General features: G+C 47.9%; 20 protein-coding genes, 1 tRNA gene, 1 pseudogene and 1 other annotated feature. Of the genes and pseudogenes, 16 read left to right on the top strand and 6 right to left on the bottom strand.

Annotated features, from left to right (window positions below; all coding sequences use genetic code 11):
* Positions 1 to 75 precede the first annotated feature (75 nt).
* Positions 76 to 609 carry a flavodoxin family protein gene (locus AB3Y94_RS08235; RefSeq protein ID WP_367295802.1) on the bottom strand — a complete coding sequence of 178 codons (534 nt, stop codon included), beginning with the start codon at positions 607 to 609 and terminating at the stop codon, positions 76 to 78.
* Positions 610 to 768: 159 nt separating this feature from the next.
* Here AB3Y94_RS08235 and AB3Y94_RS08230 point away from each other — a divergent pair, with 159 nt between their 5' ends.
* Positions 769 to 1,521: an SDR family NAD(P)-dependent oxidoreductase gene (locus AB3Y94_RS08230; RefSeq protein ID WP_367295801.1), complete on the top strand. Its 753-nt coding sequence runs from the start codon at positions 769 to 771 to the stop codon at positions 1,519 to 1,521.
* Positions 1,522 to 1,602: 81 nt separating this feature from the next.
* Here AB3Y94_RS08230 and AB3Y94_RS08225 read toward each other — a convergent pair whose 3' ends face one another.
* On the bottom strand, positions 1,603 to 2,319 hold the full coding sequence (locus tag AB3Y94_RS08225; RefSeq protein ID WP_367295800.1) for an IclR family transcriptional regulator: 717 nt from the start codon (positions 2,317 to 2,319) through the stop codon (positions 1,603 to 1,605).
* A gap of 88 nt (positions 2,320 to 2,407) precedes the next feature.
* Between AB3Y94_RS08225 and AB3Y94_RS08220 the strand changes: the two genes are divergently transcribed.
* The 4 genes from AB3Y94_RS08220 (at position 2,408) to AB3Y94_RS08205 (ending at position 6,990) form a co-directional block, all read left to right on the top strand.
* Positions 2,408 to 3,583 (top strand): MDR family MFS transporter, encoded by a 1,176-nt coding sequence (locus AB3Y94_RS08220; protein ID WP_367295799.1) that lies wholly within the window; start codon positions 2,408 to 2,410, stop codon positions 3,581 to 3,583.
* 71 nt (positions 3,584 to 3,654) lie between these two features.
* Positions 3,655 to 3,927 carry a hypothetical protein gene (locus tag AB3Y94_RS08215; RefSeq protein ID WP_367295798.1) on the top strand — a complete coding sequence of 91 codons (273 nt, stop codon included), beginning with the start codon at positions 3,655 to 3,657 and terminating at the stop codon, positions 3,925 to 3,927.
* Between the two features lie 171 nt (positions 3,928 to 4,098).
* Positions 4,099 to 4,313 (top strand) — a binding site (T-box leader).
* A 66-nt stretch (positions 4,314 to 4,379) separates the two neighbouring features.
* The gene (locus AB3Y94_RS08210) at positions 4,380 to 5,990 is read left to right on the top strand and encodes a peptide ABC transporter substrate-binding protein (RefSeq protein WP_367295797.1); all 1,611 of its coding nucleotides are present in this window, start codon (positions 4,380 to 4,382) and stop codon (positions 5,988 to 5,990) included.
* Between the two features lie 805 nt (positions 5,991 to 6,795).
* On the top strand, positions 6,796 to 6,990 hold the full coding sequence (locus AB3Y94_RS08205; protein ID WP_367295796.1) for a hypothetical protein: 195 nt from the start codon (positions 6,796 to 6,798) through the stop codon (positions 6,988 to 6,990).
* A gap of 548 nt (positions 6,991 to 7,538) precedes the next feature.
* Here the strand turns inward: AB3Y94_RS08205 and AB3Y94_RS08200 are convergent.
* Positions 7,539 to 8,543, bottom strand: coding sequence for a matrixin family metalloprotease (locus tag AB3Y94_RS08200; protein ID WP_367295795.1), 1,005 nt, complete (start codon positions 8,541 to 8,543; stop codon positions 7,539 to 7,541).
* 123 nt (positions 8,544 to 8,666) lie between these two features.
* Complete coding sequence (locus tag AB3Y94_RS08195) at positions 8,667 to 8,894, bottom strand: hypothetical protein (RefSeq protein ID WP_367295794.1); 228 nt, start codon at positions 8,892 to 8,894, stop codon at positions 8,667 to 8,669.
* Between the two features lie 171 nt (positions 8,895 to 9,065).
* On the opposite strand from AB3Y94_RS08195, the pseudogene AB3Y94_RS08190 reads away from it, so the two are divergent.
* A pseudogene (locus AB3Y94_RS08190) lies at positions 9,066 to 9,494 on the top strand (RNA-guided endonuclease InsQ/TnpB family protein); the annotation flags it as partial.
* A 249-nt stretch (positions 9,495 to 9,743) separates the two neighbouring features.
* Here AB3Y94_RS08190 and AB3Y94_RS08185 read toward each other — a convergent pair.
* On the bottom strand, positions 9,744 to 10,388 hold the full coding sequence (locus AB3Y94_RS08185; protein WP_367295793.1) for a hypothetical protein: 645 nt from the start codon (positions 10,386 to 10,388) through the stop codon (positions 9,744 to 9,746).
* Between the two features lie 270 nt (positions 10,389 to 10,658).
* Positions 10,659 to 10,731, bottom strand: a tRNA-Lys gene (locus AB3Y94_RS08180).
* Between the two features lie 893 nt (positions 10,732 to 11,624).
* On the opposite strand from AB3Y94_RS08180, the gene yycF reads away from it, so the two are divergent.
* The 10 genes from yycF (at position 11,625) to AB3Y94_RS08130 (ending at position 22,298) form a co-directional block, all read left to right on the top strand.
* Positions 11,625 to 12,341 carry a response regulator YycF gene (gene yycF, locus AB3Y94_RS08175; RefSeq protein ID WP_125680637.1) on the top strand — a complete coding sequence of 239 codons (717 nt, stop codon included), beginning with the start codon at positions 11,625 to 11,627 and terminating at the stop codon, positions 12,339 to 12,341.
* Between the two features lie 44 nt (positions 12,342 to 12,385).
* Positions 12,386 to 14,242: a cell wall metabolism sensor histidine kinase WalK gene (gene walK / locus AB3Y94_RS08170; protein WP_367295792.1), complete on the top strand. Its 1,857-nt coding sequence runs from the start codon at positions 12,386 to 12,388 to the stop codon at positions 14,240 to 14,242.
* Entirely contained in the window at positions 14,229 to 15,524 is a 1,296-nt protein-coding gene (locus AB3Y94_RS08165) for a YycH family regulatory protein (protein ID WP_367295791.1), read from the top strand. The genes walK and AB3Y94_RS08165 overlap by 14 nt, the downstream gene beginning before the upstream one ends.
* 26 nt (positions 15,525 to 15,550) lie before the next feature.
* Complete coding sequence (locus AB3Y94_RS08160) at positions 15,551 to 16,408, top strand: two-component system regulatory protein YycI (protein ID WP_367295790.1); 858 nt, start codon at positions 15,551 to 15,553, stop codon at positions 16,406 to 16,408.
* A gap of 122 nt (positions 16,409 to 16,530) precedes the next feature.
* On the top strand, positions 16,531 to 17,355 hold the full coding sequence (locus AB3Y94_RS08155) for an MBL fold metallo-hydrolase (RefSeq protein ID WP_367295789.1): 825 nt from the start codon (positions 16,531 to 16,533) through the stop codon (positions 17,353 to 17,355).
* A 249-nt stretch (positions 17,356 to 17,604) separates the two neighbouring features.
* Positions 17,605 to 18,855: a S1C family serine protease gene (locus tag AB3Y94_RS08150; RefSeq protein ID WP_367296498.1), complete on the top strand. Its 1,251-nt coding sequence runs from the start codon at positions 17,605 to 17,607 to the stop codon at positions 18,853 to 18,855.
* Positions 18,856 to 19,403: 548 nt separating this feature from the next.
* Positions 19,404 to 19,883: a 23S rRNA (pseudouridine(1915)-N(3))-methyltransferase RlmH gene (gene rlmH, locus AB3Y94_RS08145; protein ID WP_367295788.1), complete on the top strand. Its 480-nt coding sequence runs from the start codon at positions 19,404 to 19,406 to the stop codon at positions 19,881 to 19,883.
* 230 nt (positions 19,884 to 20,113) lie between these two features.
* The gene (locus AB3Y94_RS08140; RefSeq protein ID WP_367295787.1) at positions 20,114 to 20,590 is read left to right on the top strand and encodes a GNAT family N-acetyltransferase; all 477 of its coding nucleotides are present in this window, start codon (positions 20,114 to 20,116) and stop codon (positions 20,588 to 20,590) included.
* A gap of 103 nt (positions 20,591 to 20,693) precedes the next feature.
* A complete protein-coding gene (locus tag AB3Y94_RS08135; protein WP_367295786.1) occupies positions 20,694 to 21,455 on the top strand; it encodes a hypothetical protein in 762 nt (253 codons plus the stop codon).
* Between the two features lie 192 nt (positions 21,456 to 21,647).
* The gene (locus AB3Y94_RS08130; RefSeq protein WP_367295785.1) at positions 21,648 to 22,298 is read left to right on the top strand and encodes a hypothetical protein; all 651 of its coding nucleotides are present in this window, start codon (positions 21,648 to 21,650) and stop codon (positions 22,296 to 22,298) included.
* The last annotated feature ends 34 nt before the right edge of the window (positions 22,299 to 22,332 follow it).

The raw sequence follows: 22,332 nt of genomic DNA, 5'->3' as shown, positions 1-22,332 counted from the left end.
AATGACCGGTTGAGTGCTGAACGTGCCAACTGGTCAAAGAAGTTAAGTTGTTTAGTTGTGTTTCACATGAAACATTTAAGCTTGGTGTTGCTGCAGAATATCACGTAAACGACGCACACTAGCGGGAAGCTCTGCCATCTTGGCGACGTCCGTGGGACTATCTGCCGTAACGGTCGCCGTCCCTTGGAAGTCCATCTGTAACCAGTCACAGGATTCCTGAATCGCCTGGGTGATACCAGTGGCCTTGGTTTCCGGTTCATCGGCCCCCACGACTAGCAGGTAGAGACGCTTGCCAGCAAAGGGAAAGTCGTTGGTGAAACTGTCAAACCAGCGGTCCATGAAGACCTTGAGTTGCCCGGTCATGCCATACCAGTAGACTGGCGTTCCCAGCACAATATCGGTTGCTTGAGCAAATTGGGCCATCAATGTTTCGTAATCATCGGTTAGGTCCTGTTGAGGATGGTTCGTGTCTCGGTAATCCTGAACAAAGTTGAGTTGATGGTCGGTCAGATGAATGGTGCGATAAGGTAGATTAGTGAGCAGTCGGTCGCCCAGAGTTGCCGTGTTGCCAGTCTTTCTGGGACTGCCGTTGATCAGTAAAATTGTCATCGTGGTGGTCCTCCTTAGGGACTAAGTGTAGGGAAAGCTGCGTAAAAATGCAATTGAAGCGTTTGACAAATTAGGTAGAGCCTCGTATAGTGTGCGGGGTTCAGGGAAAGCCCGTTCGGCATTGTCGAACCCCTATTTAAAATTGGGAGGTTTTGAACCATGAAAACTGTAATTATTACTGGTGCTACGTCCGGGATGGGACTCAGCGCTGTCAAACTATTTAGTCACCGTGGCTGGCGCGTTGTCCTGGCCGATTTAAATGTGGAAAAGGGGTCCCAAGTGGTCGCAGACTTGCAGCAAGCGGGGTATGCCAACCTATTCTTTCATGCGACAGATGTTAGTCAGGCCGCTTCCGTACAAGCTTTAGCCGCAGCTGTTCAGGCTCAAGGTTGGTCCGTTGACAGCCTGGTGAACAATGCTGGGATCTTTGTTCCGGGGATGCTCCACCAGGTCAAGGAGGACGATTGGGACCGGATCATGGCGGTCGATGTCAAGTCCATCTATCTGATGAGTGCGGCCTTTGTTCCTGGCATGATTGAACAGGGGCACGGGACGATTGTGAACACCGGCTCCATTTCTGGTTTACGGGGCGACTATAACATGGCGGCCTATAATGCTGCCAAGGGTGCCGTCGTCAACCTGGTGCGTGCTATGGCTTTGGACTACGGGCAGTACAATATTCGCGTGAACAACGTGGATCCAAGTGCGACCAAGACGCCGATGTTTATGGCCAACCCACCAGAGGTCGTGGCACAGTTCGAACAGGCCAATCCATTGAAGCGGATCGCCCAACCGGAAGACATCGCACGGGTCATGTATTTCCTGGCTAGCGACGAGTCTGACCCAATCAACGGAGAGAACTTGCCGGTATCGGGTGGCTTGGAACAGCATTCTGGTCAGCCGGTGCAATAAATTTAATGCTACTTTAAGGGCTCGGGACGAAATTCCTGGCCTTTTTTTAGTGATGAATTGAGCTGGTCCACCTCTTTAAATTTAAATGCGGGGCGCCAAAGCTGCAGTCAATGCAAGTAGCTGCTGCTCGCCAGTCCGCAGGTCGATTGAAGTGGCAGTGGCTGGTAGGACGAGACTGACGCTGGCAATCACCTGGCCCCGGTGGTCGCGCAGACCGGTAGCGACGCAGGCAATTTGGCTCGTCTGTTCACCGTAGTCGTAAGCCACGTTTCGGCGACTGATGGTGGAGAGATCGTCTTGTAATTGCCGTGCTAGTGGTGCGGTCAGACTCGCTAGATAGCTGGCTTGAAAGTCAGCTGGGCTGGCACTGAGCAGCAGTTTGCCGGTGGCGGTGATAGCCAGTGAATCATCTTGTCCGGGCTGGGCGGATACGTGTTGGGGGTGGGGCGCCTCAATTTTGGCTAAGTAGTGCGCTCGGTCGGCCTGGCGGACTGCAACGTGAACGGCAAGGTTTCGGTCACTTGCCAGTTGTTGTAGATTGGGGCGCAATAGTCGGACCAGTTGGTCGCCAGTGAGCGGTTGGTCCCCAACCAAGGCTGCCGGTCCCAGTGAATAGGCGGCGGTCAGCGGATTCTTATAAACGATGCGTTCGGCAACCAGAGTAGCTAGTAAGCCGTAAGTGGTGGCTTTGGGGAGCTGAAGGGCTGCCTGAAGCTCGTGGAGACTCGTTTCGGGTTGCGTGGTCAGTAACCGACAGATGGCTGCGGCGCGTTGAACGGATTGAATGAGTTTTGTCATGGGATGACCTCCTAGATGTGGGGTGGTCACGTTCGCCCCACGAGTGCTAGAATAAAGCTTAACATCTTTTGAGAAAAGGAGGGGTTTTATGCAAGAGATCCGTATCCGGTGGCTCCTACTGGGTGCATTGTTCAGTAGTATCGGCATGAGTTTTATTTGGCCGCTGACCACCATCTATTTACATAATCGGCTGGGAACGTCGTTGACCGAGGTGGGTATTATCTTGCTGTTTTATTCCCTCGCCAATGTCGTGGGTAGCGTATTGGGTGGCCGCTTGTTTGACCGCCTCAATCCCTACCATTTGACCATCGCTGGGGTGTGCATGTCCCTGGTCACGTTCGGTACGTTGGTCTTCACGCATGGTTGGCCAGCCTACCCAATCGCGTTAGTCTTCCTGGGATTCGCCTCAGGGTGGACGTTAACGATGGTTAATTCGCTGGCCACGACCATTCATAGTCGGGATGGTCGGTACATCTTTAACATGTTGTACTTTGCGGAAAATTTGGGAATCGTGCTCGGAACTGCCATGGTGGGGTTCGTCTACACGACCAGCATCACGCTGCTGTTTGGCATCGCCTTTGGCCTGTTCGTGGGCTTTCTCATCGTGGCTATCGTGTGCTACAAGGTTCCGGCCGTGGTGAACCGCAAAGTGGTGACCAGAGCCAAGACGACCGTCCACATTGCGCTGCCCAATCGGCGGATCATGGCGACGTTCTTCGTCTCGCTGGTCATCATTTGGACGATGTATGAGCAATGGGCGTCGAACCTGTCCGTTTATATGACGGGGATGGGCATTCCCATGAAGGAATACAGTCTGTTGTGGACGCTAAATGCCGCACTGATTGTGGTTTTTCAGGCTGGTCTGAACTGGTTAGCCAACTATGTTAGCAATCTCTACGTGCAGGTCTATGCTGGGATTTTCTTCGTGGCGTTATCATTTATCACGCTGATTTTTGCCAAGGACTACCTACACTTCGTCATTGCCATGGTGATCCTGACGATGGGGGAAGCAACGGCATTTCCTGCGATTCCAGCACTCGTTAACGACCTGACGCCGACCGTAGTCAAGGGAAAGTATCAGGGGATGGCCAACGCCTGGGCGTCCGTTGGGAAGGCCCTAGGTCCCCTTTTCGGCGGCTTAGTGATTGACCACGCTTCCTACACCGTACTCTTCGTGGTGGCAGCTGCGGCTAACCTGATTGTCTTGGTCCTGACTGGGGTTGTCGTGACGGGAAACCAACGGCGTGTGGAAACTTATCGATAAGTTTTGGACAACTTAGGTGTATAATGTCGCTAGAGGACTAAAACGCACATAGGGAAATCAGGGGAAAGCACATGAAAAAAAGTATTCGGGGAATCGTCGGTCTATTGATCGGTCTGGTTTTAGGCGCTTTTCTGTTCATTCAGGCGCCAAAGAGCCAATCAACCGTGACGGACTCAGTGGTTCAACCGACATCTGGTCAAACGGCCGTCCAGCTATCAAATGGTGGCAAAGGCAAAGGTCACGTCGCAGTTAAGACGCAGACCACGACCAGTCAGGCGGGGAAGACCGTGAGTCGGCAAACAACGACCACCACACAAAATCATCAACGTTGGACGCATAAATAAAAAATTTTGTCGCGATTATTTAGGAAATTTTCACGATTATTCATTTCGACCAGCCTACGGCGACGTGGGTTGGCCATTTTTTTACCCAAATAGCCCCAAAATATACATAAAAATGAATGTTTATAAAAGGATTGACAGATAAAATGAATGATGATAAATTTAATATCAATCAAGAAGACGTCAAACAGAAGAGTAGCTCGTGATGGTTTGCTGAGCGAGTCCGGGGTGATGAAAGCCGGATCAAACCATACGAGTGAAGCGCATCTGGAAGTCGTAATAGTGAATGAAGTAGCTGTTACTGGTTCGTGTCCATTACCACACGGAGAGTTCTAAGGAACTCTATGAGAGATAAAACAAGGTGGTACCGCGAGTCGTTCGCCCTTGTTAGCCAGAGATGGCTGACAAAGGCGAACGACTTTTTTAGTGATAAACGATGACGAGGGGTAATTAAAATGAAAAAATTAATGGGATTAGGATTTGGTTTGTTAGCAGTTGCAGCGTTGGCCGGTTGTGGGTCCACGCAAGCCAAGAGTGATGCGAATAAAGAATTAAGCGTGACGATGGTGGGAAATCCTGCCACCGCTAACCCAGCTATTTCGGGTGACAGTAACAGTTCCAGCATGATTGCCCAAACTGAAGAAGGGCTGTACACGCTGAATGGCAACGGGAAGGTCGTTGCCGGGGTTGCTGAAAAAGTGGTTAAGCCCACGAAGAATGGTACCGTTTATACGTTTAAGATCAAAAAGAATGCTAAATGGGCTAACGGGGATCCCGTCACGGCTCAGGACTTCGTTACCGCCATTGACTGGCAGGTTAACCCCAAGTCCAAGTCACAAGTGGCCAACAAACTGAAATTCTTGAAGAACTACGATGATGTGCAAAATGGGAAAAAGAAGCCTTCGGCCATCGGTGCTAAGGCTTTGGATAAGCAGACGTTACAATTGACGCTGTCCAAACCACAGCCTTGGTTGCCAGATATCTTGGCAACGGCGGTTTATCCAATCAAGACAAATTTATTTAATAAATATGGTAACAAGTATGGGACTTCCGCAGCTAAGACCATGTCCGAAGGCGCCTACAAGTTAGTCGGTTGGAGTGGAAGTGCGGACTCATGGACTTACGTAAAGAATGATAACTACTGGAACGCTAAGAACGTGAAAATCAAGAAGGTGGGCGTTCAGGTTGTGAAGGACCCGGGGACTTCGGCTAGTTTATTCAAGTCGGGCAAGGTTCAAGAAACGGTACTGTCAGGTCAATACATCAAGCAAAACGCCAACAATCCAGAATTGAAGACGACGTTGAACAGCTCCATGCGGTTCCTGGAATTTAACGACAAGAAGACCGTGACGCACAGCACGAAGGTTCGGCAAGCGTTCTCCTACGTTGTGAACCGGAAGGCTGTGACGAAGAGTGTGCTACAAGATGGCTCATCGGCGGCTAAGAGTCTGATTCCTTATGGTGACGGTAATGATCCAACCACTGGTAAGGACTTCTCACAAGACGTGGGTAACCTGTTGAGCTACAATCCGAAGAAGGCGACGCAGCTCTGGAACCAAGCAAAGAAGGAGTTGGGCATCAAGAAGGCTAATTTAGAGCTCCTGACGGCTGATACGGACGAACAGAAGCACGTGGCTCAATACTTACAACAACAGGCGCAGAAGTACATGCCAGGCCTGACAATCACCATTAAGTCGATGCCATTGGCCCAGCAGATTGCCAAGGGGGCGGCCGGGAACTTCGATATTGATTTGGACGGTTGGACCACGGACTGGCGGGACCCATCAGACTTCTTACAAATGGCAGATGGAACCAGCTCAGTTAACTTCACGAAGTGGAACAACGCCCACTTCAGTAATATGATGAAGGAAATTGACAACACGGCGAAGTACACCACGCAACAACGGTGGGACATGTTAAAGAAGGCGGATACGTACGTCACGGAACAGGCGGGCTTAGTCCCACTGTACCAACAAGCCAAGGCGCACTTAGTATCTAAGTCGGTCGGTGGGTTGAAGTACACCATGATGAGTGATGCACAGTATAAGTATGCGTATTGGAAATAGAGTGTGGAAATAGGCGCTTAGATTCTGAGCATTAGCGTAAAACAAGCTCCAGACTGGATTTATCCAGTTTGGAGCTTGTTTTGTGCTAAGCGCAGGAAACTGCCTATTTCCACACGTTTCAGAAGCTGCCAGGCACAGGATAAATCTCCGGAGACGAAAGCTCTAAGCCAGCAGAGACAAAGTCATGGACCGGTTTTACGCTAAGCGCAGGGACCTGTCCCTTTTGACACGCAGGTTGGGAAGATGGTTCTGGGGACAAGCTGCCTAAGACAATACACGCTCACCGAATTCTTTCAGCCAACTGACAAGCCCCAATAGCAACCAAAAAAGCTGCCCCAGAACTCGGGACAGCTTTTTCGGGTATCAGAATGAGGACCTAAGCATAGCTGGCAATCAGGACGACGTCAACGCCTTTCACAGATAAGCGCTTTTTTGCTCAAGAACAATCAGTAAATGCTACGAAAGCTGACATTCTAATTATCAAAGTAATAACTAGCGACATGAGTTCGTCACCAAGCTAGGCGGCGACGAACTAGTCATTCTCACTAGCAAAAACAGTTATATAAGCAAGTTGTCGACAAGCTTTAGTTTTTTCGTACAACTTAGTTCAGGTGCATAGTTATTGTGGGGTGGCCATGGTATGATGACTGCATGGGGACTCGGGGATGAGTAGTAACCGGGACTGATTACGGGGTGATGGCGGTGGCTAACCGGCATCAGATCAGGCTTCGGCGATGATGGATCATCGGAGGAGGTTGTGTGATGGGTTTTCGGAAGATTCTAAGGGAGCAAGTAACCCAATCGGTTGACTTGGTTAGAGATTTATCTGTTCTTTTTATTACCGGTATTTCTGTTTAAGGGAGCCGTTGATTTCATCACGCAAGGCCAGTTGTTCTGGCGAAGTTATGGACTCCTATTTATTGCTAGTGTGGGCGGATTCATCGCGTTATTTGCGTTGATTGACCTAGTAACTGCGCTGCATCATTGGTACCTGCACTAAGCCATACATAGAAAAGCGGTCGTCACGGGTTAAACCGTCACGACCGCTTTTCATTTTGAATCAGAACTAAAAGTTGAAAAATGAATTAGTTGCTTCAATCCAGTATTAGTACGCTAAATTGAACGCACTCCGGCGGCCAGGGATGTAGCCTGCTGTGGGGACGCTTCAGCCAAAGAGCGGGCTTCTCGCTCGATTTGAAGCCACGAAGGAACCGTGTCTCCAAAGTCGCCCGTGGTGTAAGCTGGCTGCGTCCCTGGCCGCCTCCGGCTCTGATGGTGTTGCAACATGATTATCGCTGATAGGCGGGAGTTGAGTCACTTATGACGACCTTGCTGATAACAGCTAGCTGACCTGGCAGTAAGAACTACTATGTAAGCCGAGAGGTCGCCAGATATGGGCTCAGGCGCGTCGTTCTGCTTAGTCAGGAGGTGTTTTTCCTGCTGGCTTAGCAGAAGGCCAAGCTTGAAGACTCGGCACTTTCGAGGCTTCAAGTTGTGCCCGCACCGTTCCAGCCCATAGCTGGCGGCCGGTAAGGCGAGAAGATAGACTTAGTGGAGCATGTCTTCCGTGTAGATGGTGTGATCAGACACGTGTTCAAAGAGCTCGTGCCCGTTACTGGTGTGGGTATCGAGAAACATGCCTTGGCCGTCATTGATAACGTAGTATTTACCAGCGGCACTCTTCCCCAACATGACCAGCACGTCTTCACCGGGATGCAAGACCTCGCTGTCGGTAACGGCCATCTGCGTAGTTCCCCCCTGGGTGAAGGTGAGGGTGGTCCCAGCGGCGGCGCCCTTAAACTTGTCTGACACCTTTAACGTTTGGGTCGTATAGTAATTCTTAGGGGCCTGGTGGTGGCCAACACTTTTGGTGATGGTCCCTTCTACAATGGTTCCGGCGTCGTGGACCAGTCCCTCAACGCCATAAATGTTGTTGGAATAGTCCTTAATGTGATCGACGGAGAGGGATGGCTTGGCAGCGGAAGCCAAAGCTTTACGTGGAGTGACGGGCGTACTGTAGGCCTTCTTAACGCCGCGGATATCAACGTTACGTAGCGGTTGAACCCGGTTAGCTGGATTCATCACACTAACGGAGCCCTTGGCGTTATGGCTGAGGCCCAGAGCGTGGCCCATTTCATGAATGGCAACGTTGGTCCGCTGTTTCTTATTGTATTTGTATTTTTTCAGAACGGACCGATTCAGGTACATGGCTGAACCAGTCTGATGGCCAGCCTTGTCAAAGGACATGCCATTGTAAGCCATCCCGGTTGCGTTGATCCAGATGCCAGAGGCCTTACTGATGGTCGTGGTAAACGTCCGTGACTTTTTATTCTTGGTCGGAGACCACTTAAAAGCTTTGGATTTATTCCAAGCCTGACGAGCGGCCGTCCAAATAGACCGGTAGTAAGCACTGGTCGATTTGTTATAGTAGGCGGCTTTCTTACTAGCGTAACGGTATTTGCTGATGGGTGTTGGATTCTTAGTGGCAGCGGCGGCTGGCAGACTAGTCAGCAGGGCCAGACAACTGGCGAACAGGACGACGGATTTTCTCATAGTGACGGTTCCCCTCTAAGCTGTGGGGATAGACTAGTCGATAAAATGATTATCCGAGAAATAGTCCACTCCACTTATTTTTATTAAGCGTAGTCCCTGAGGTGGGAGCTTGTCCAGTCCAAATCAACGCTTTAGACGCCCATTTTTCTTCTGATGATGGCGCCAAATGGTTTCGACCAACCAGGAGAGAAAGAAGATAACGTTATAGAGGCCAAAGATGATACTGGTCTGCACGACGTAGTGCGGCCAGAGAAAGTTAAGTAGCCAGAGAATGCCAACGGGTAACTCGAGGAAATCTAGGGTTTTGACCCAGCGTGAATAGGAATCAAGAAATTTTGAGGTAAAGCGCATGATGGTGCCTCCTTTAATATATATTAGGCAGAATTCCCTTGCTCTCAATCAAGGGATGAATGCCACTATGCCTTTCGTTGATCAGCGAAGCTTATATGTTATCTCCATAAATATTATTGTAAGACACTTTGCTATGGATACGGTATACTCATATGGTACGCTTGTTATCAAGCAAAGAATTATCAAAGACAACGATTATTAGTGGCCAAATTACAACTTAAAGTTGCCAATCAACGTAAGAACTTTTTACATCACTTCTCTACGACCTTGATCAAAAACCACGATTTAGTCGTAGCTGAAGAACTGCGGAGTAAAAATATGTTGCGGAACCACGCCTTGGCAATGAGCATCTCGTACGTTGGTTGGCGAACTTTACTGAGCATGTTGGCTTACAAAGCCGATTTGTATGGTCGGAAATTTTTGACGATTAATCCCCGGAATACAACGCAGACCTGTAGTCATTGTGGGCACATCATGACCGGTGAGCACAAGTTGACGTTAGCTGATTGCAAGTGGACGTGTCCTAATTGTGGGATATTTCATGTCCGTGATCATAATGCAGCTAAAAATATTCTAGTTAAGGGTTTAGCAACCCTGTAAAAATTAGTCCGTCTGGCAACCTGCGGACCTAAAAGGCTTTGGTAATTAGCGGATAAGTCCTATTCGTAGGCTAGCGCTGTATCTAAGCAAATTGTGGTCACCATGCCAAAGGGTGTGGTTCTCACAAGCGTCCGTTTTTAAACGGGCGTGGTTGACAAGACCAGTATAGACAGTATGAACGGTTGAAAACAAATTTGGGGAGACGAAAAAAATCCGCTGGCCACCTCGTGGTCAACGGATAAGGTTAATTTAATGAGAAACTCTAAAGTTGTGGTACAGGTGTGGCATGATGTGCTTATCAGCGGCGGCGATGATGACGCCGTTAAAGATAATGGAGTATAACGTCCCCACGTTGACGGAGTAAATCTGCCGGGTGGCGATGTAACAAACGGCAATCATGATAATCGGCGGAATGAAGTCGACCAGCTGTGAAGCCGTGGCGCGCCCACCTAGGTACATGAACCGCAGAATGTTCGACGTGTCATCGTTGGGGTGCATGATGAGGTTAGCCCGCTGATAGATGGAAATGGAGCTAGCAAAGATGGTGACTCCTACGATGCTGAGGAGCATGCGCCAACCCAAGGAAAGGTCGGGAACTCCCCATTTGCCAAACATGGAAACGAACACGTCAATGAAGTAACTGAAACAGGAAATGAAGGCCACCTCACCTACGAACCGGGGGATGTCGATCTGGTGAATCAAAATCTGATTCAAAAGCGCGCTCAGAACCCCGACGATGAGGAGAATGACCCCCACGTTGCCGTGAATCCAGTAAGCGATGTTAACGGCCGCCGCGGTCCAAATCCCACTCCCGGCGTTGGCTGAAACACTGAGGGCGTTGCCGAAGGCGTTTAAGACCAGGCCAATCAAGAGGGCGACGACCCGATAAGACATGCGATTCTTTTGATGTTGCTGTTGGATAACGCATCACCTCTGCAAGTTTCCGTTGCGGGTGTCATCCATATATGTAGGAAGTGTCGGTGAAGCAGGCTTACTGTGGCGGCTTCTGAGGGAGTTCACGGTGATAAATCGCTACTGTTCAGTGAAAAAGCAACGTGTGAACTCACTATGAATAAACATGAGGTCAGCGGATATTTATTACCTCAGGGTACAAAAAAATCAGCAACCACGAAGTTAGCTTCGTGAAAGCTGATTAGTAAGTGATGGGCAGTCAGGGGATCGAACCCTGGACCCACGGATTAAGAGTCCGTTGCTCTGCCAGCTGAGCTAACTGCCCATATCGGTTATGTCGTATGTCTTCCATATCAACGAGAACTATCATATCATGAGGATTAGGGGGGCGCAACCCCTTTTTCAAAAAAAATTTATTTTTATTCAAAAAGATTGTAAATTTCATAATGACGAAGGGACGAAAAATCCCGGTTTACCGTGGTTACTTCTGAATCTTAAAAAGTTTTTGGAATTCTGAGATTTTTTTGAAATTAGGCAAAATAAACATCGTATTTCGAGCAACGGTCGCGAAGTAGGTAGCATTTTTTGGCAAAATTTTTTTAAATCCACCTAATTTTGTGAATAATGGGCAGCTGTTGATGGATTTAGCAAGCGGTTCGCTAAAAATAAACGCTCTAAAATTATTTCCTGGTTTATTTGCTTAACCAGTCGATTGGTCAGCTGTGGTTGGCTACCCGTCCAAACCTGACTAAATATAGAAATTAATTTTCGTAAAGAGATTGTCGTGAAATTGTAAGGAAGTCCGGGACTGGTGAGATTGAAACCGCTATCTTACTAACAACGGGCCGTCTAATAGACTTAATTGACAGATATGTTCATTAGAAAAGTGCATTTCCCGGGAAATAACAGGTTAAAGGAAGCTTAAGTCCTTGATGTGCCTGGACTGAAAGAAGCTTCATGATGTGTTATAATTCAGTTAGCGTTGTTCACTCGGTACCGGAAATATCTCGGACCGTTCAACGTTACTTTTGAAAACATTTTGGGCCATCAGTTGTACGGTGGCCCGTTCTATTCTTGACTTTAAACGATGAACCAAGCTATCTATTAAACGTAGTGGCCCCGTTGACGGTGGTAGTGTGACACCCAGCGGCCGGCCTGCCGGTAATCCTGCAATTGCCGGATTCATTTGTATTTCCCTTTAAGGAGGAAATTTTTATTATGCCTAAGAAAATTCTCGTTGTTGATGATGAAAAGCCGATTACTGATATTATGAAGTTTAACCTTGAAAAAGAGGGTTACGAAGTGGCGGTCGCCTATGATGGTGAAGCTGCTATTCAGCAGGTTGAAGAGGATAGCCCTGATTTGGTTATCTTGGATTTAATGTTACCTAAGGTTGATGGCCTGGGTGTCGCTCGTGAGATTCGCCGGAAGCATGATATGCCAATCATCATGGTAACGGCTAAGGACTCTGAATTAGATAAGGTTGTCGGTCTGGAAGTCGGGGCCGATGACTACGTAACCAAGCCATTCTCTAACCGAGAATTGGTTGCTCGGGTGAAAGCTAACCTGCGTCGGCAGGATACGGTCGCTCACGCCCAGCCAGAAGAACCAGAAAACCAAGATATTGAGATTGGTGATTTAACCATTCATCCTGAAGCTTATTCCGTTTCTAAGCGTGGCGCCAACATTGATTTGACCCACCGGGAGTTTGAATTACTCCATTACTTAGCCCAACATATTGGTCAAGTTATGACGCGGGAACATTTGCTGCAAACGGTCTGGGGTTATGATTACTTTGGTGATGTCCGGACCGTGGACGTCACGGTTCGTCGGCTCAGAGAAAAAATTGAAGATGCACCGAGCCACCCAACTTGGCTGGTAACCCGACGGGGTGTGGGATACTACTTACGCAACCCAGATTCAGACCAAGCTTAAGCTAGCGGCAACGCTAAATCTCGCATTGAGGAGTATGTGACTTCGTGAATAGTAAAATTAAATTTTTCCAGTCGATTCACTTTAAAATCGCACTGGTCTTCGCGCTACTCCTACTTTTAACGCTGGAGATCGTTGGTGCCGTGTTTGTACGCCAGTTGGAGCGGCAGAACCTAAATACGTTTAAAGCGCAACAGGTCGTGCAAACCTATATTGGGAATCGCCTCTCAGACGAGCTGACGATGACGAACACCGTCAAGGGAAATAAACAAATTAAATCAACGTTGTCGGAAATCAATAACACCAATAACGCCCAGATTCGGGTTATCGATAACAAAGGAACCATTCGAGGGACCAATGAAGTCGACAATCAGGGAATCGTTGGCCAAAAGACGACTGATAACAACATTAAAAATGCCATCTACAATAACCGTGATGTGGTGCGGACGACGTACAATTCACAGAACAATAGTCGGTACTACACGACCATTACGCGGCTGATTCGGACCCAGGGAAATAACAGCGAATTAGTCGGGGTTATTTCAATGCGCTCAAGTCTAGACTCGGTTTATCAAAATATCAATCAAATCACGCTGATTTACTTCTCAGCTACGTTTGTTGCGATTATTTTGGGACTGGTTATGGCAATTATTATTTCGCGAGCCATTACCCGGCCAATCGATGAGATGAAGAAACAGACGCTACGCATCGCCCGTGGGGACTACTCTGGCCACGTCCACGTGTACGGAAATGACGAACTGGGGCAATTAGCCAGTGCCGTCAATAACTTATCCGTGCGGGTTGAAGAGGCTCAGGAATCCACTGAGTCTGAACGGCGTCGGCTGGATTCTGTGATGTCTCACATGACCGATGGGGTTATTGCCACCGATCGTCGGGGGAACGTCACAATTATTAACGAAACTGCCGGTAGTCTACTCGACCAAGAGCCGGACGATGCCGTGGGCAAGTCGATTCTGGACCTGCTCGACATTCGTGATGACTACACGTTGCGTGAACTGTTAGAGGACCCAGACGATCTGGTCTTGGACTTCTCAACGAAGGAACATGACCTGATTTTGCAAGCTTACTTCTCCCTGATTCAACGGGAATCTGGCTTTATTTCCGGGTTAGTCTGTGTTCTGCACGATGTCACCGAACAACAGAAGATCGATCAGGACCGGAAGGAATTCGTTTCTAACGTGTCCCATGAATTACGGACGCCACTGACCAGTGTGCGGGCGTACATCGAATCGTTGTCCGAGGGGGCCTGGAAGGATCCCGAGGTGGCGCCACAGTTCTTGAAGGTCACCCAAGAGGAAACTGATCGGATGATTCGGATGATCAATGACCTCTTAACACTGTCACGGATGGATTCTGGGACCCAAAAACTTGAACTAGAAATGGTTAACCTGAACGAATTGTTTAACTACGTGCTGGACCGCTTTGATATGATGCTAAAGCAGGATGACCAGCCCAAGAAGACGTACACCATCAAGCGGGACTTCACGAAGCGGGACCTCTGGGTCGAAATCGACACGGACCGGTTCACACAAGTGTTGGATAACTTGATGAATAACGCGATTAAATATTCCCCAGATGGTGGTGTCGTGACGGCCCGCTTACTGGAGACGCATAATAATGTGATTTTAAGCGTTTCTGACCAAGGTTTAGGGATTCCACGAGCAGATGTTCCCCGCATTTTTGACCGGTTCTACCGGGTTGATAAGGCCCGTTCACGGGCCCAAGGTGGGAGTGGGTTAGGACTTGCGATTTCCCGTGAAGTTGTCCAGATGTTGGGCGGACGAATCTGGGTTGATAGTCGTGAGGGCCGCGGCTCCACGTTCTACATTTCCTTGCCTTACAAGCCGTACGATGAGGAGGATCTCTGGGATGAAGATAACTAAAGCATTCTTACCACTCGGGCTTACCATCGCCGTAGTGATCAGTGTGGCGTTGTCCGCCATGATCTGGACGAATCCGGCTCAGTACGAGCGTAACCGCCAGCGTAGTTCAAATACGCCCACGACCGAGCTAAATGCGCGGCCAAAGAAGGACGTTTATTTGCCAACACAGGTGGTGTACACCAACGATAATGGTAATCAGGAACTGTTGAATAACCGGAAAGTTAATTTGACCACGGAGATTCGCGAGTCCCTGTCCAAATGGGACTTAGGCCGAGTGCGCCGGGTCGATGCCAAATCACAAGCCGTTTATATGAAATTTTTGACGACTAAGAGCAGCATTCTCCTGTCTTACGGGGCACCAGTCAACATTAAACTGTTTAATACGGTGTTTAGCAGCAACTTGGGGCGTTCCGCCACCCAATTTTCACGGATTATGGTGCCATTGGATAATTCCAAGCACATTTACCTGTTAGACGATAAGGATCAAGAAGTTTACCAGGTGACCGTGAAGAAGGGAAACAACCGGCAACTGAACAAGATTCTTAAGGAAAATCTCTTTCGAATTGACATTAAGATGCAGTGGCTCAATGGCTCAGCGGTACCGTACGTTAGGAATAATGTGACCGTTCAGTCCTACAGTTACTTGGTCAACCAACAGTCGACGGACTACTTTACTACACGCATCTTGAACAAAGGGGAGTCGACCAACGTTTCGGCCAAGAAGAACAAGGACAATACCATCTATAGCGATGGGGCGTCGCAACAGCTGACCGTCTACAATAAGAAGGGCACGGCATTATATGAAGATTACAGTGCGCTGCAAGCGTCGCTGAGCTTCAGTCAGGCGCTGAATGCCAGTTATAGTGCTGTCAAGGCCGTGGGGATTCCGATGGAAAATCTGCGGTACTACGGGTACAACCACACGAATTCGACAGTTACGTATCGGAGTTTCGTTGAAGGGTTCCCGATCTTTAATCAAAGTAATTACGGGGCAGCACGGATTCAGATGCTGTCACAGGGTGTGCGGCGGTACTATTTCTCGCTGTACAGTCTGCAGGTCCCCGTACCAAATGATAAGAAGTCCGTTTCGCTGCCTAGCACGCAGAGCGTGATTAACCAGCTGACGGCCGCTGGGTATAGTAAAAAGAAAATTACGACCGTGCAACTGGGGTATCAGTGGCTGGCTTCGTCCTCATCGGATAAGGTCGTCAATCTGACCCCAACCTGGTACGTTTTCTACGATGGTAGTTGGAAGACGTATTCACAGATGTTGAAACAGTAAGTCGCTAAAAAGGAGGGTGGTTTGGCATGGATTTCCGCCGCATCGAATGGTTGTTCCTAGTCGCGTTCATTGTCATTGATATTTTCTTGTTCGTTGCCTTTCAACGGGATACGTCCGGGCAAACGGAGACGGCCTCGACGCGTTCGGCGGATAGCGATGCCACCATCGTTAAAGAAATGCGGTCCGACGATATCACCTTCAAGACGCCGTCGAAGGCCAGTAGCGAAGGCTACTACATTTCAACCAGTAACGATAACAGCATTAAGAATTCTTTGACCGCACTGAGTGACCAAACGGTTCGGTACCACGACGACGGCACGATTGCGTCGACGTTTAAGACCCCCATTACCGGGGTTGATACCAAGCATCCGGATAAAACGCTGGATACCGTGGTCAATAATGGGGCCATGATTCTAAACGGGACGAATTACTTCTACAATAAACGGTTGTCCAGCCAGAACACCGTGGTTTACACGCAACACGTGACGGACGGACAGATTTACTCGCGGTACGGTGAGATTCGCTTTAGCCTGACTAACGATGGCACGGTCACCGGCTACACGCAGGGGTACCTGTCAGACGTGTCGACCTTGCGTGAAAAGACGGAAACTATTTCCGAACGGAAGGCGCTGATCTGGTTGTATCAATACAATCAGATCTCGAATAACACTAAGATCGTATGGACCAAGTTAGCGTACACTCGGTACTTCACCTTGAAGAATAGCAGTGTGTACATTCCGACCTGGGTCATTGCGGTCAAGGCCAACAGCGGGAATAACGCCGGGGTCTTACAGCTGAAACACGTCAACGCGTTCACTGGGGCCATCTTGACCAACGACAGTAACGTGAAGACGGTCAGTGGGACCACGTCAACGAGTGATTAAACGCATGATGAATCAGGGGGCGGCCAGCTGGTTGCCCCCTTTTTACTTGGTAGCGGACGGCGTTAGTTACAAAGCCGGCCAGATGCGGTATGATAACGGTATTGAATTTAAGGAGAGGTCGAATGGACTTGCGGACAGAAACAACAGCAGATGACTTACGCATCAGTATTCTTTCCAGTGGGAGCACGGGTAACGTGGCCTACGTGGAGAGCCCTAACGAAAAGATTATGATCGACGCGGGACTGAGTGGTAAGAAAATTGAAAAATTAATGGGTGACATTGACCGCAACATGAGCGACGTCAACGCCCTCCTCGTGACGCATGAACATTCTGATCACCGCCAGGCGGTGGGTATTTTGGCACGGCGCTATGAACAGCTGAACGTGTACGCTAACCAAGGGACCTGGGATGCCATGTCTTCCAAGATTGGAAAGGTTGACTTGGCTCAGAAGCATATGTTTGCGCCGGATACGGTTCAGACGTTTGGGGACATTGACGTGGAAAGCTTCTCCGTATCCCATGATGCCGCCGAACCTCAATTCTACGCCATCCACTATCATGGCAAGACCTTCGTCATCCTGACTGATACCGGCTACGTCTCCGAGCACGTGGAGGGCGTCATCAAGGACGCCGACGCCTACTTGTTGGAATGTAACCATGACGTGGAAATGCTACGGATGGGTGAGTACTCGTGGCCACTGAAGCAACGGATTCTGGGTGACAAGGGGCACCTCTCTAACGAGGAAGGCGCCGACGCCCTGATGGACGTGCTGGGCAACCGAACCAAGAAGATTTATCTGGGTCACCGGAGCCTACACAACAACATGCAGTCGCTGTGTCACTTGACGGTCGCCTCCATGATGGAGAACCGGGACTTTGGCGTGGGTCACGACTTCCAGCTGATTGATACCAACCCCGAAGAAGCCACGCCCCTAGTCGCTTTATAGGTTAAGAAAGCGTAAATTTTAGGACTTGTGCACGAAATTATCAAAAAAAATTCACACTCACTCGCTATGATTAAGTTTATAAAATAAGCGGTTGAAGGTCTCTTTCAACTGACGGATAAGGGAGGGTTCGCGCGTTAGCGCAATGTGATGGATAACAATAATAATCAAAATAATGATAACAACCAAACAACTGATAATAACCAAACAACTCCAACGCCTACTCCAGAACCACGGAAGAAGCGGGGCGGATTGACCTTGACCAAGGTCGCCGTGACCGCACTGGTGGCCGGGCTACTCGGTGGGGGTGCTGCTTACGGTGGCATCAGCTACATCAACAATAGTGGTCTCAACGATACGGCGGTACCTGCCGGTGGCAATAAGAGTGGGAACGCGTCGACCTCCAACGTGACGGTCAACGTGTCTAGCCAGTCCACCAAGGCCTTTAACCAGGTCAAGGGAGCGATGGTCTCTGTTATTAATTTACAAAAACAAAGTAGTAGTAACAGCACGTTGGGTCAGTTATTTGGCGAGGACGCTTCAGGTTCATCGACCAGTAAGGCGGCTCTGCAGGAAGCTTCTGAAGGTTCCGGGGTCGTTTACAAGAAGAGTGGCAACTCGGCGTACATCGTGACCAACAATCACGTGGTGTCCGGTTCATCGGCGCTGCGGGTCGTTACCAGCTCAGGTAAGCAGTTGCAAGCGAAATTAGTGGGGAAGGATTCCGTGACCGACCTGGCCGTCTTAAAGGTCAACGGTGCGGACTTGAAGACCATTGCTTCGTTTGGTGATTCTGACAAGGTGAAGGTCGGCGAAACGGCCCTGGCCATTGGGTCGCCACTGGGTAGCCAGTACGCAACGTCTCTGACGGAAGGAATCATCTCCGCCAAGAAGCGGACGATTGAGACCACTAACTCTAACGGGGCTCAGACGGGGAACGCCACGGTTATTCAAACCGATGCGGCGATTAACCCAGGGAACTCCGGTGGGGCGCTGATCAACGTCGGCGGCCAAGTCGTCGGGATCACGTCTTCCAAGATTGCCAGTGATGCTGAGGGGACCAGCGTTGAGGGGATGGGCTTTGCCATTCCATCTAACGAAGTGGTCAACATCATCAATCAGCTGGTCAAGCGAGGTAAGGTCGTTCGGCCAGCGTTAGGGATCACCTACGTGGACCTGGCGAACGTCTCTAGCTCACAACAGAAGTCGATCTTGAAGTTGCCATCTAACGTAGACAGTGGTGTGGTTGTGATGAGTGCCACGGCAGGGTCACCAGCTAAGAAGGCCGGTCTGACCAAGTACGACGTCATTACCGCCATGGGTGGTCACGAAATTTCAAATCAATCCACGTTGCGGGATATTCTGTACAAGTACAAGTTGAACGATACCGTTTCGGTGACGTACTACCACAATGGTAAGAAGCAGACTACCAAGGTCAAGTTGACTGAGACCTCGTCACAATTGAAGACGACGTCCGGGACAACGACGAATTCCGAAAGCTAACCGAATAATCTCCGAAAAATGAAAAACGGCAGTCGGATTTTCCGACTGTCGTTTTTGTGTATGATAAACTGTTTAGTGAAAAGCCGAAGTTTAAGGTCGGCTTAAGGGGGATGAAAACGTCCCCGCCGGTTCGGTAGCCGAACGAAAAATTTATGAGGGGCCTGGGTAATTCAGGGCCGAAAATAATTGAATTTGTATCTGTGGATAACTTGGGGGATAATCAGAGGGCTGACCCGGTGGAAAACTCAAAACTTGGGTAATACCGGCAATGAAACCGGTGCAAAAGTTATCCACAGGCATAGTGGATAACTGTGGATAGAAAAAGTTGTTCGCTATTTTAGGCGCTAGGAATCCTTATGTAGTGCGGTTTGTAAGCGGGAACCCCGAACGTCCGTTTCGGTGGACAACGGTGGATAACTAATTTGAGATTGACTTTTTAACAAAAAATACATGTGGTGGGTGGTCCAACTGCTCACCCCAATATCTAGGAAACCAGGTTGTCCACCTGTGGATAACTTTGTGGACAACCTGTGTACAGGAGGCTAATTATGAACATCAAGTTTGTGGTTGTGGGTAAATTGAAGGAAAAATACTTCAAACAGGGTATCGCGGAGTACGCCAAAAGATTGTCGCGGTTCTGTAAATTTTCAATCGTCGAAGTTCCAGATGAAAAGGCACCAGAGAATTTGTCGCAGGCAGAGATGGACCAGGTCATGGTGGCAGAAGGCGAACGAATCCTGAGTAAAATCAAGGACCGCGAATACGTCTATGCATTGGCCATCTTAGGCAAGGAACGCTCGTCGGAGGAGTTTGCCAAGGAACTGAAGGACTTGACCACGTACGGCCACTCAGACATCACGTTCGTCATCGGGGGCTCACTGGGACTGACGCCGGCCGTTCTGAAGCGTGCGGACGCTCAGATTTCGTTTGGCCGGTTCACACTACCTCATCAGTTGATGCGGTTGGTGCTGACGGAGCAAGTTTATCGGGCGTTTATGATTAATGAGGGGTCTCCGTACCATAAGTGATTGCTTGATACTTAGTGTAGTGGTATTTGAGGAAGGGATAGTTGTGGTTGTTTGTCATTTTTTCTTTAGCAACTATGGTAATAGTTATAAGCCCTTTCCTGATGAAAATTATTTGTTTTAATCGGGGCAAGTAAAGTTACATCATGTAACGATGCAGTTCTTTAGTTTGGTTTTGCTATGAAAATTTGTTCCGCAATTGGTATGACTAAGTAAAAGTTGAAGGTGACTCAATGCACATCAGTGTCAGAAAATTCAAAACCAGCGATGCTGAAGCAGTAGCCAGTGTCGTGGCGAAAACTCTCCGGGAGTCAAACAGCAAGGATTACTCTCAGGAATACATTGAGAATGAAATTCGCTCAATGCCAGCTGATTTTTTTGTTTCTAAGGCAAAGCAAACCCATTTCTATGTTTTCTGTGAGCACCAGAAAATCATTGGTACTGGTGCTATCGGTTCATATTGGGGGAGTACAACTGAATTTAGTCTCTTTGATATCTTTGTCTTACCAGCTTATCAAGGACAAGGGATTGGTCGGCTGATTATTGAGACACTCGAAAAAGATACATATTTCCAGCGAGCAAAACGGGTTGAAATACCGGCATCGATAACGGGACTCGAATTCTATCAGCATATGGGTTATGACTTCAAAGATGGTCGTGACGCTGTTGACGAAGAACAATTGTATCGTTTGGAGAAGTTTAGGCAGTAGTGGCCAATTTTAGGAATCTTAGCTTGTAACCCCCTGTAAATATTTTTACTTGGATATGCAAAATCTAACTCATCGTATATGATTTAGATGGGTGGTGAATGAAATGGAAAAGTTTATTGTGGAGAATGACTTAGCAACTGTGCTAAGCGAGTCAGGTCTGAGTATTTCAGAAGTTAGCAGGCGCTCTAGTATTAAGCGGCAGACAATTATTAATATTAGAGATGATATTAGTTACAATGTTATGTTGACCAAAGCTTATGTTATTTCGCAAACTTTGAATGAGCCCTTCGACAGAATTTTTAAGGTTAGGCGGAATCCTCGATTTTTTGAAAGGAATTTTTCCGAAGTTAATCTTAGAATTTTGGAGAAATATGTAGAGTCTTCTGGTTTGAGTTTTACGTATCAAGTTTATTCAAGTAAGTGTAAGGTGAATGTTTATACGAAGTACGAGATGAAACGCAGAGTTAGCTTTTCTGGTAATCTTTTAATAGATTTATCGAGTGTTCCAAAGTTAGTTATAGTTGATTTTGATTTAACTAAGCGAGATAGGTATATTCCAGATTCTGAGTTGGTAAGTATTTTCGATAAATTACTTCATGCAATGGTTTTGTTCGCGCGAGACATCAACTTGGTGGAAGTGGAGCTGAGATTGTTAGCAAATAATCTAGAGTTGAATACGCCTAATATATCATTTAGCAAGCTCAGTCAGATGGTCAGCCCAGACGATGAAATTAATTTATATTTGCTACTGGCTTACAAGGAAGCATATCAACAAGGGTTTCGATTATCGTATTTTGCCACTCCGTATAGAACCAAGTGGCATGATATCTTTATGAAAAAGCGAATACATTTTCAAAAAGATTGATGGCTAATTGGACTGATCGTAGGCTAGTCTGATACAGGTTACCATATCATAAGTGATGCGGTTTTCTTGCGATTAATCGCTGCGTGGGTAGTTACGGGAGTCCATATCATAAGTAATGAGACGATATATGTGGCTACCGGCATCTATAGTGATATGATGCCATTTGACACATAAGTTAAGGAGAGCTATAAATTGGCAAAGAATACGAACAATTCAGGTGGTGTTGCCGGATTTAATTTTCAAGACATGGCGGCCCTCTATCTCTTTTTAGATAATGTCGATAAAGTTCAATCTTTTGAGGTTGAAGGAAAAGAAGACATTGTTTTGACATGGAATGACGGAACAATGTCGTTTATTCAAGCGAAAGAAACACAGAACCCATACGATACGTTCAATAAAGAGTATATTGTGGATGCTTTGAGAGTGTTGTCACAAGATGTGGTTGATTACGGATTGGAAAGTATCAAAAGTGAAGTTTTATTAACTAATTCAAATTATTTGTTTGGAAAGCGTGCTGGTCAGGAATTAGCTAATGCACCACATAGAAAATACAGTAGTAGTTCCTTACCGCCTAAGATGTTAAAAAGATTGAAGGAATTTAATGAAACTTTAGAGCATAGTGAAATTGATTTCTCGAAACTAAAGGTAATGAAGATTGAGTACGCAGGTGATGATGATGAAACGAAACTATCTGAGCTTGAGAAAAAAGTTCGTAAATTCATGGATGCTGCACATATTAATTTAAGTAAGTATGATTCTTTGCTTAAATCTATGTTGTTTTTAGTGTATCGGAGTGCAGAAGATAGTAAAAAGGTTATATCCAAAAAGGATTTCGTGAAGTGAACCCCCAAGGTTGGACAGAAAGTCCAACCTTGGG

Source organism: Levilactobacillus yonginensis, assembly GCF_964065165.1.
Taxonomy (GTDB): Bacteria; Bacillota; Bacilli; order Lactobacillales; family Lactobacillaceae; genus Levilactobacillus; species Levilactobacillus yonginensis_A.
Note: the sequence above shows the minus strand (reverse complement) of the source record. Positions and strands in the feature narration are given on the sequence as shown.

Bases quoted from the DNA above. Each gene is read 5' to 3' on its own strand.
- AB3Y94_RS08135 (WP_367295786.1), top strand. From the start codon at position 20,694: ATGGAAAAGTTTATTGTGGAGAATGACTTAGCAACTGTGCTAAGCGAG.
- AB3Y94_RS08160 (WP_367295790.1), top strand. From the start codon at position 15,551: ATGGATTTCCGCCGCATCGAATGGTTGTTCCTAGTCGCGTTCATTGTC.
- AB3Y94_RS08155 (WP_367295789.1), top strand. From the start codon at position 16,531: ATGGACTTGCGGACAGAAACAACAGCAGATGACTTACGCATCAGTATT.
- AB3Y94_RS08210 (WP_367295797.1), top strand. From the start codon at position 4,380: ATGAAAAAATTAATGGGATTAGGATTTGGTTTGTTAGCAGTTGCAGCG.
- AB3Y94_RS08220 (WP_367295799.1), top strand. From the start codon at position 2,408: ATGCAAGAGATCCGTATCCGGTGGCTCCTACTGGGTGCATTGTTCAGT.
- AB3Y94_RS08235 (WP_367295802.1), bottom strand. From the start codon at position 609: ATGACAATTTTACTGATCAACGGCAGTCCCAGAAAGACTGGCAACACG.
- AB3Y94_RS08140 (WP_367295787.1), top strand. From the start codon at position 20,114: ATGCACATCAGTGTCAGAAAATTCAAAACCAGCGATGCTGAAGCAGTA.
- AB3Y94_RS08165 (WP_367295791.1), top strand. From the start codon at position 14,229: ATGAAGATAACTAAAGCATTCTTACCACTCGGGCTTACCATCGCCGTA.
- AB3Y94_RS08185 (WP_367295793.1), bottom strand. From the start codon at position 10,388: ATGTCTTATCGGGTCGTCGCCCTCTTGATTGGCCTGGTCTTAAACGCC.
- AB3Y94_RS08200 (WP_367295795.1), bottom strand. From the start codon at position 8,543: ATGAGAAAATCCGTCGTCCTGTTCGCCAGTTGTCTGGCCCTGCTGACT.
- AB3Y94_RS08225 (WP_367295800.1), bottom strand. From the start codon at position 2,319: ATGACAAAACTCATTCAATCCGTTCAACGCGCCGCAGCCATCTGTCGG.
- yycF (WP_125680637.1), top strand. From the start codon at position 11,625: ATGCCTAAGAAAATTCTCGTTGTTGATGATGAAAAGCCGATTACTGAT.
- rlmH (WP_367295788.1), top strand. From the start codon at position 19,404: ATGAACATCAAGTTTGTGGTTGTGGGTAAATTGAAGGAAAAATACTTC.
- AB3Y94_RS08195 (WP_367295794.1), bottom strand. From the start codon at position 8,894: ATGCGCTTTACCTCAAAATTTCTTGATTCCTATTCACGCTGGGTCAAA.
- AB3Y94_RS08230 (WP_367295801.1), top strand. From the start codon at position 769: ATGAAAACTGTAATTATTACTGGTGCTACGTCCGGGATGGGACTCAGC.
- AB3Y94_RS08215 (WP_367295798.1), top strand. From the start codon at position 3,655: ATGAAAAAAAGTATTCGGGGAATCGTCGGTCTATTGATCGGTCTGGTT.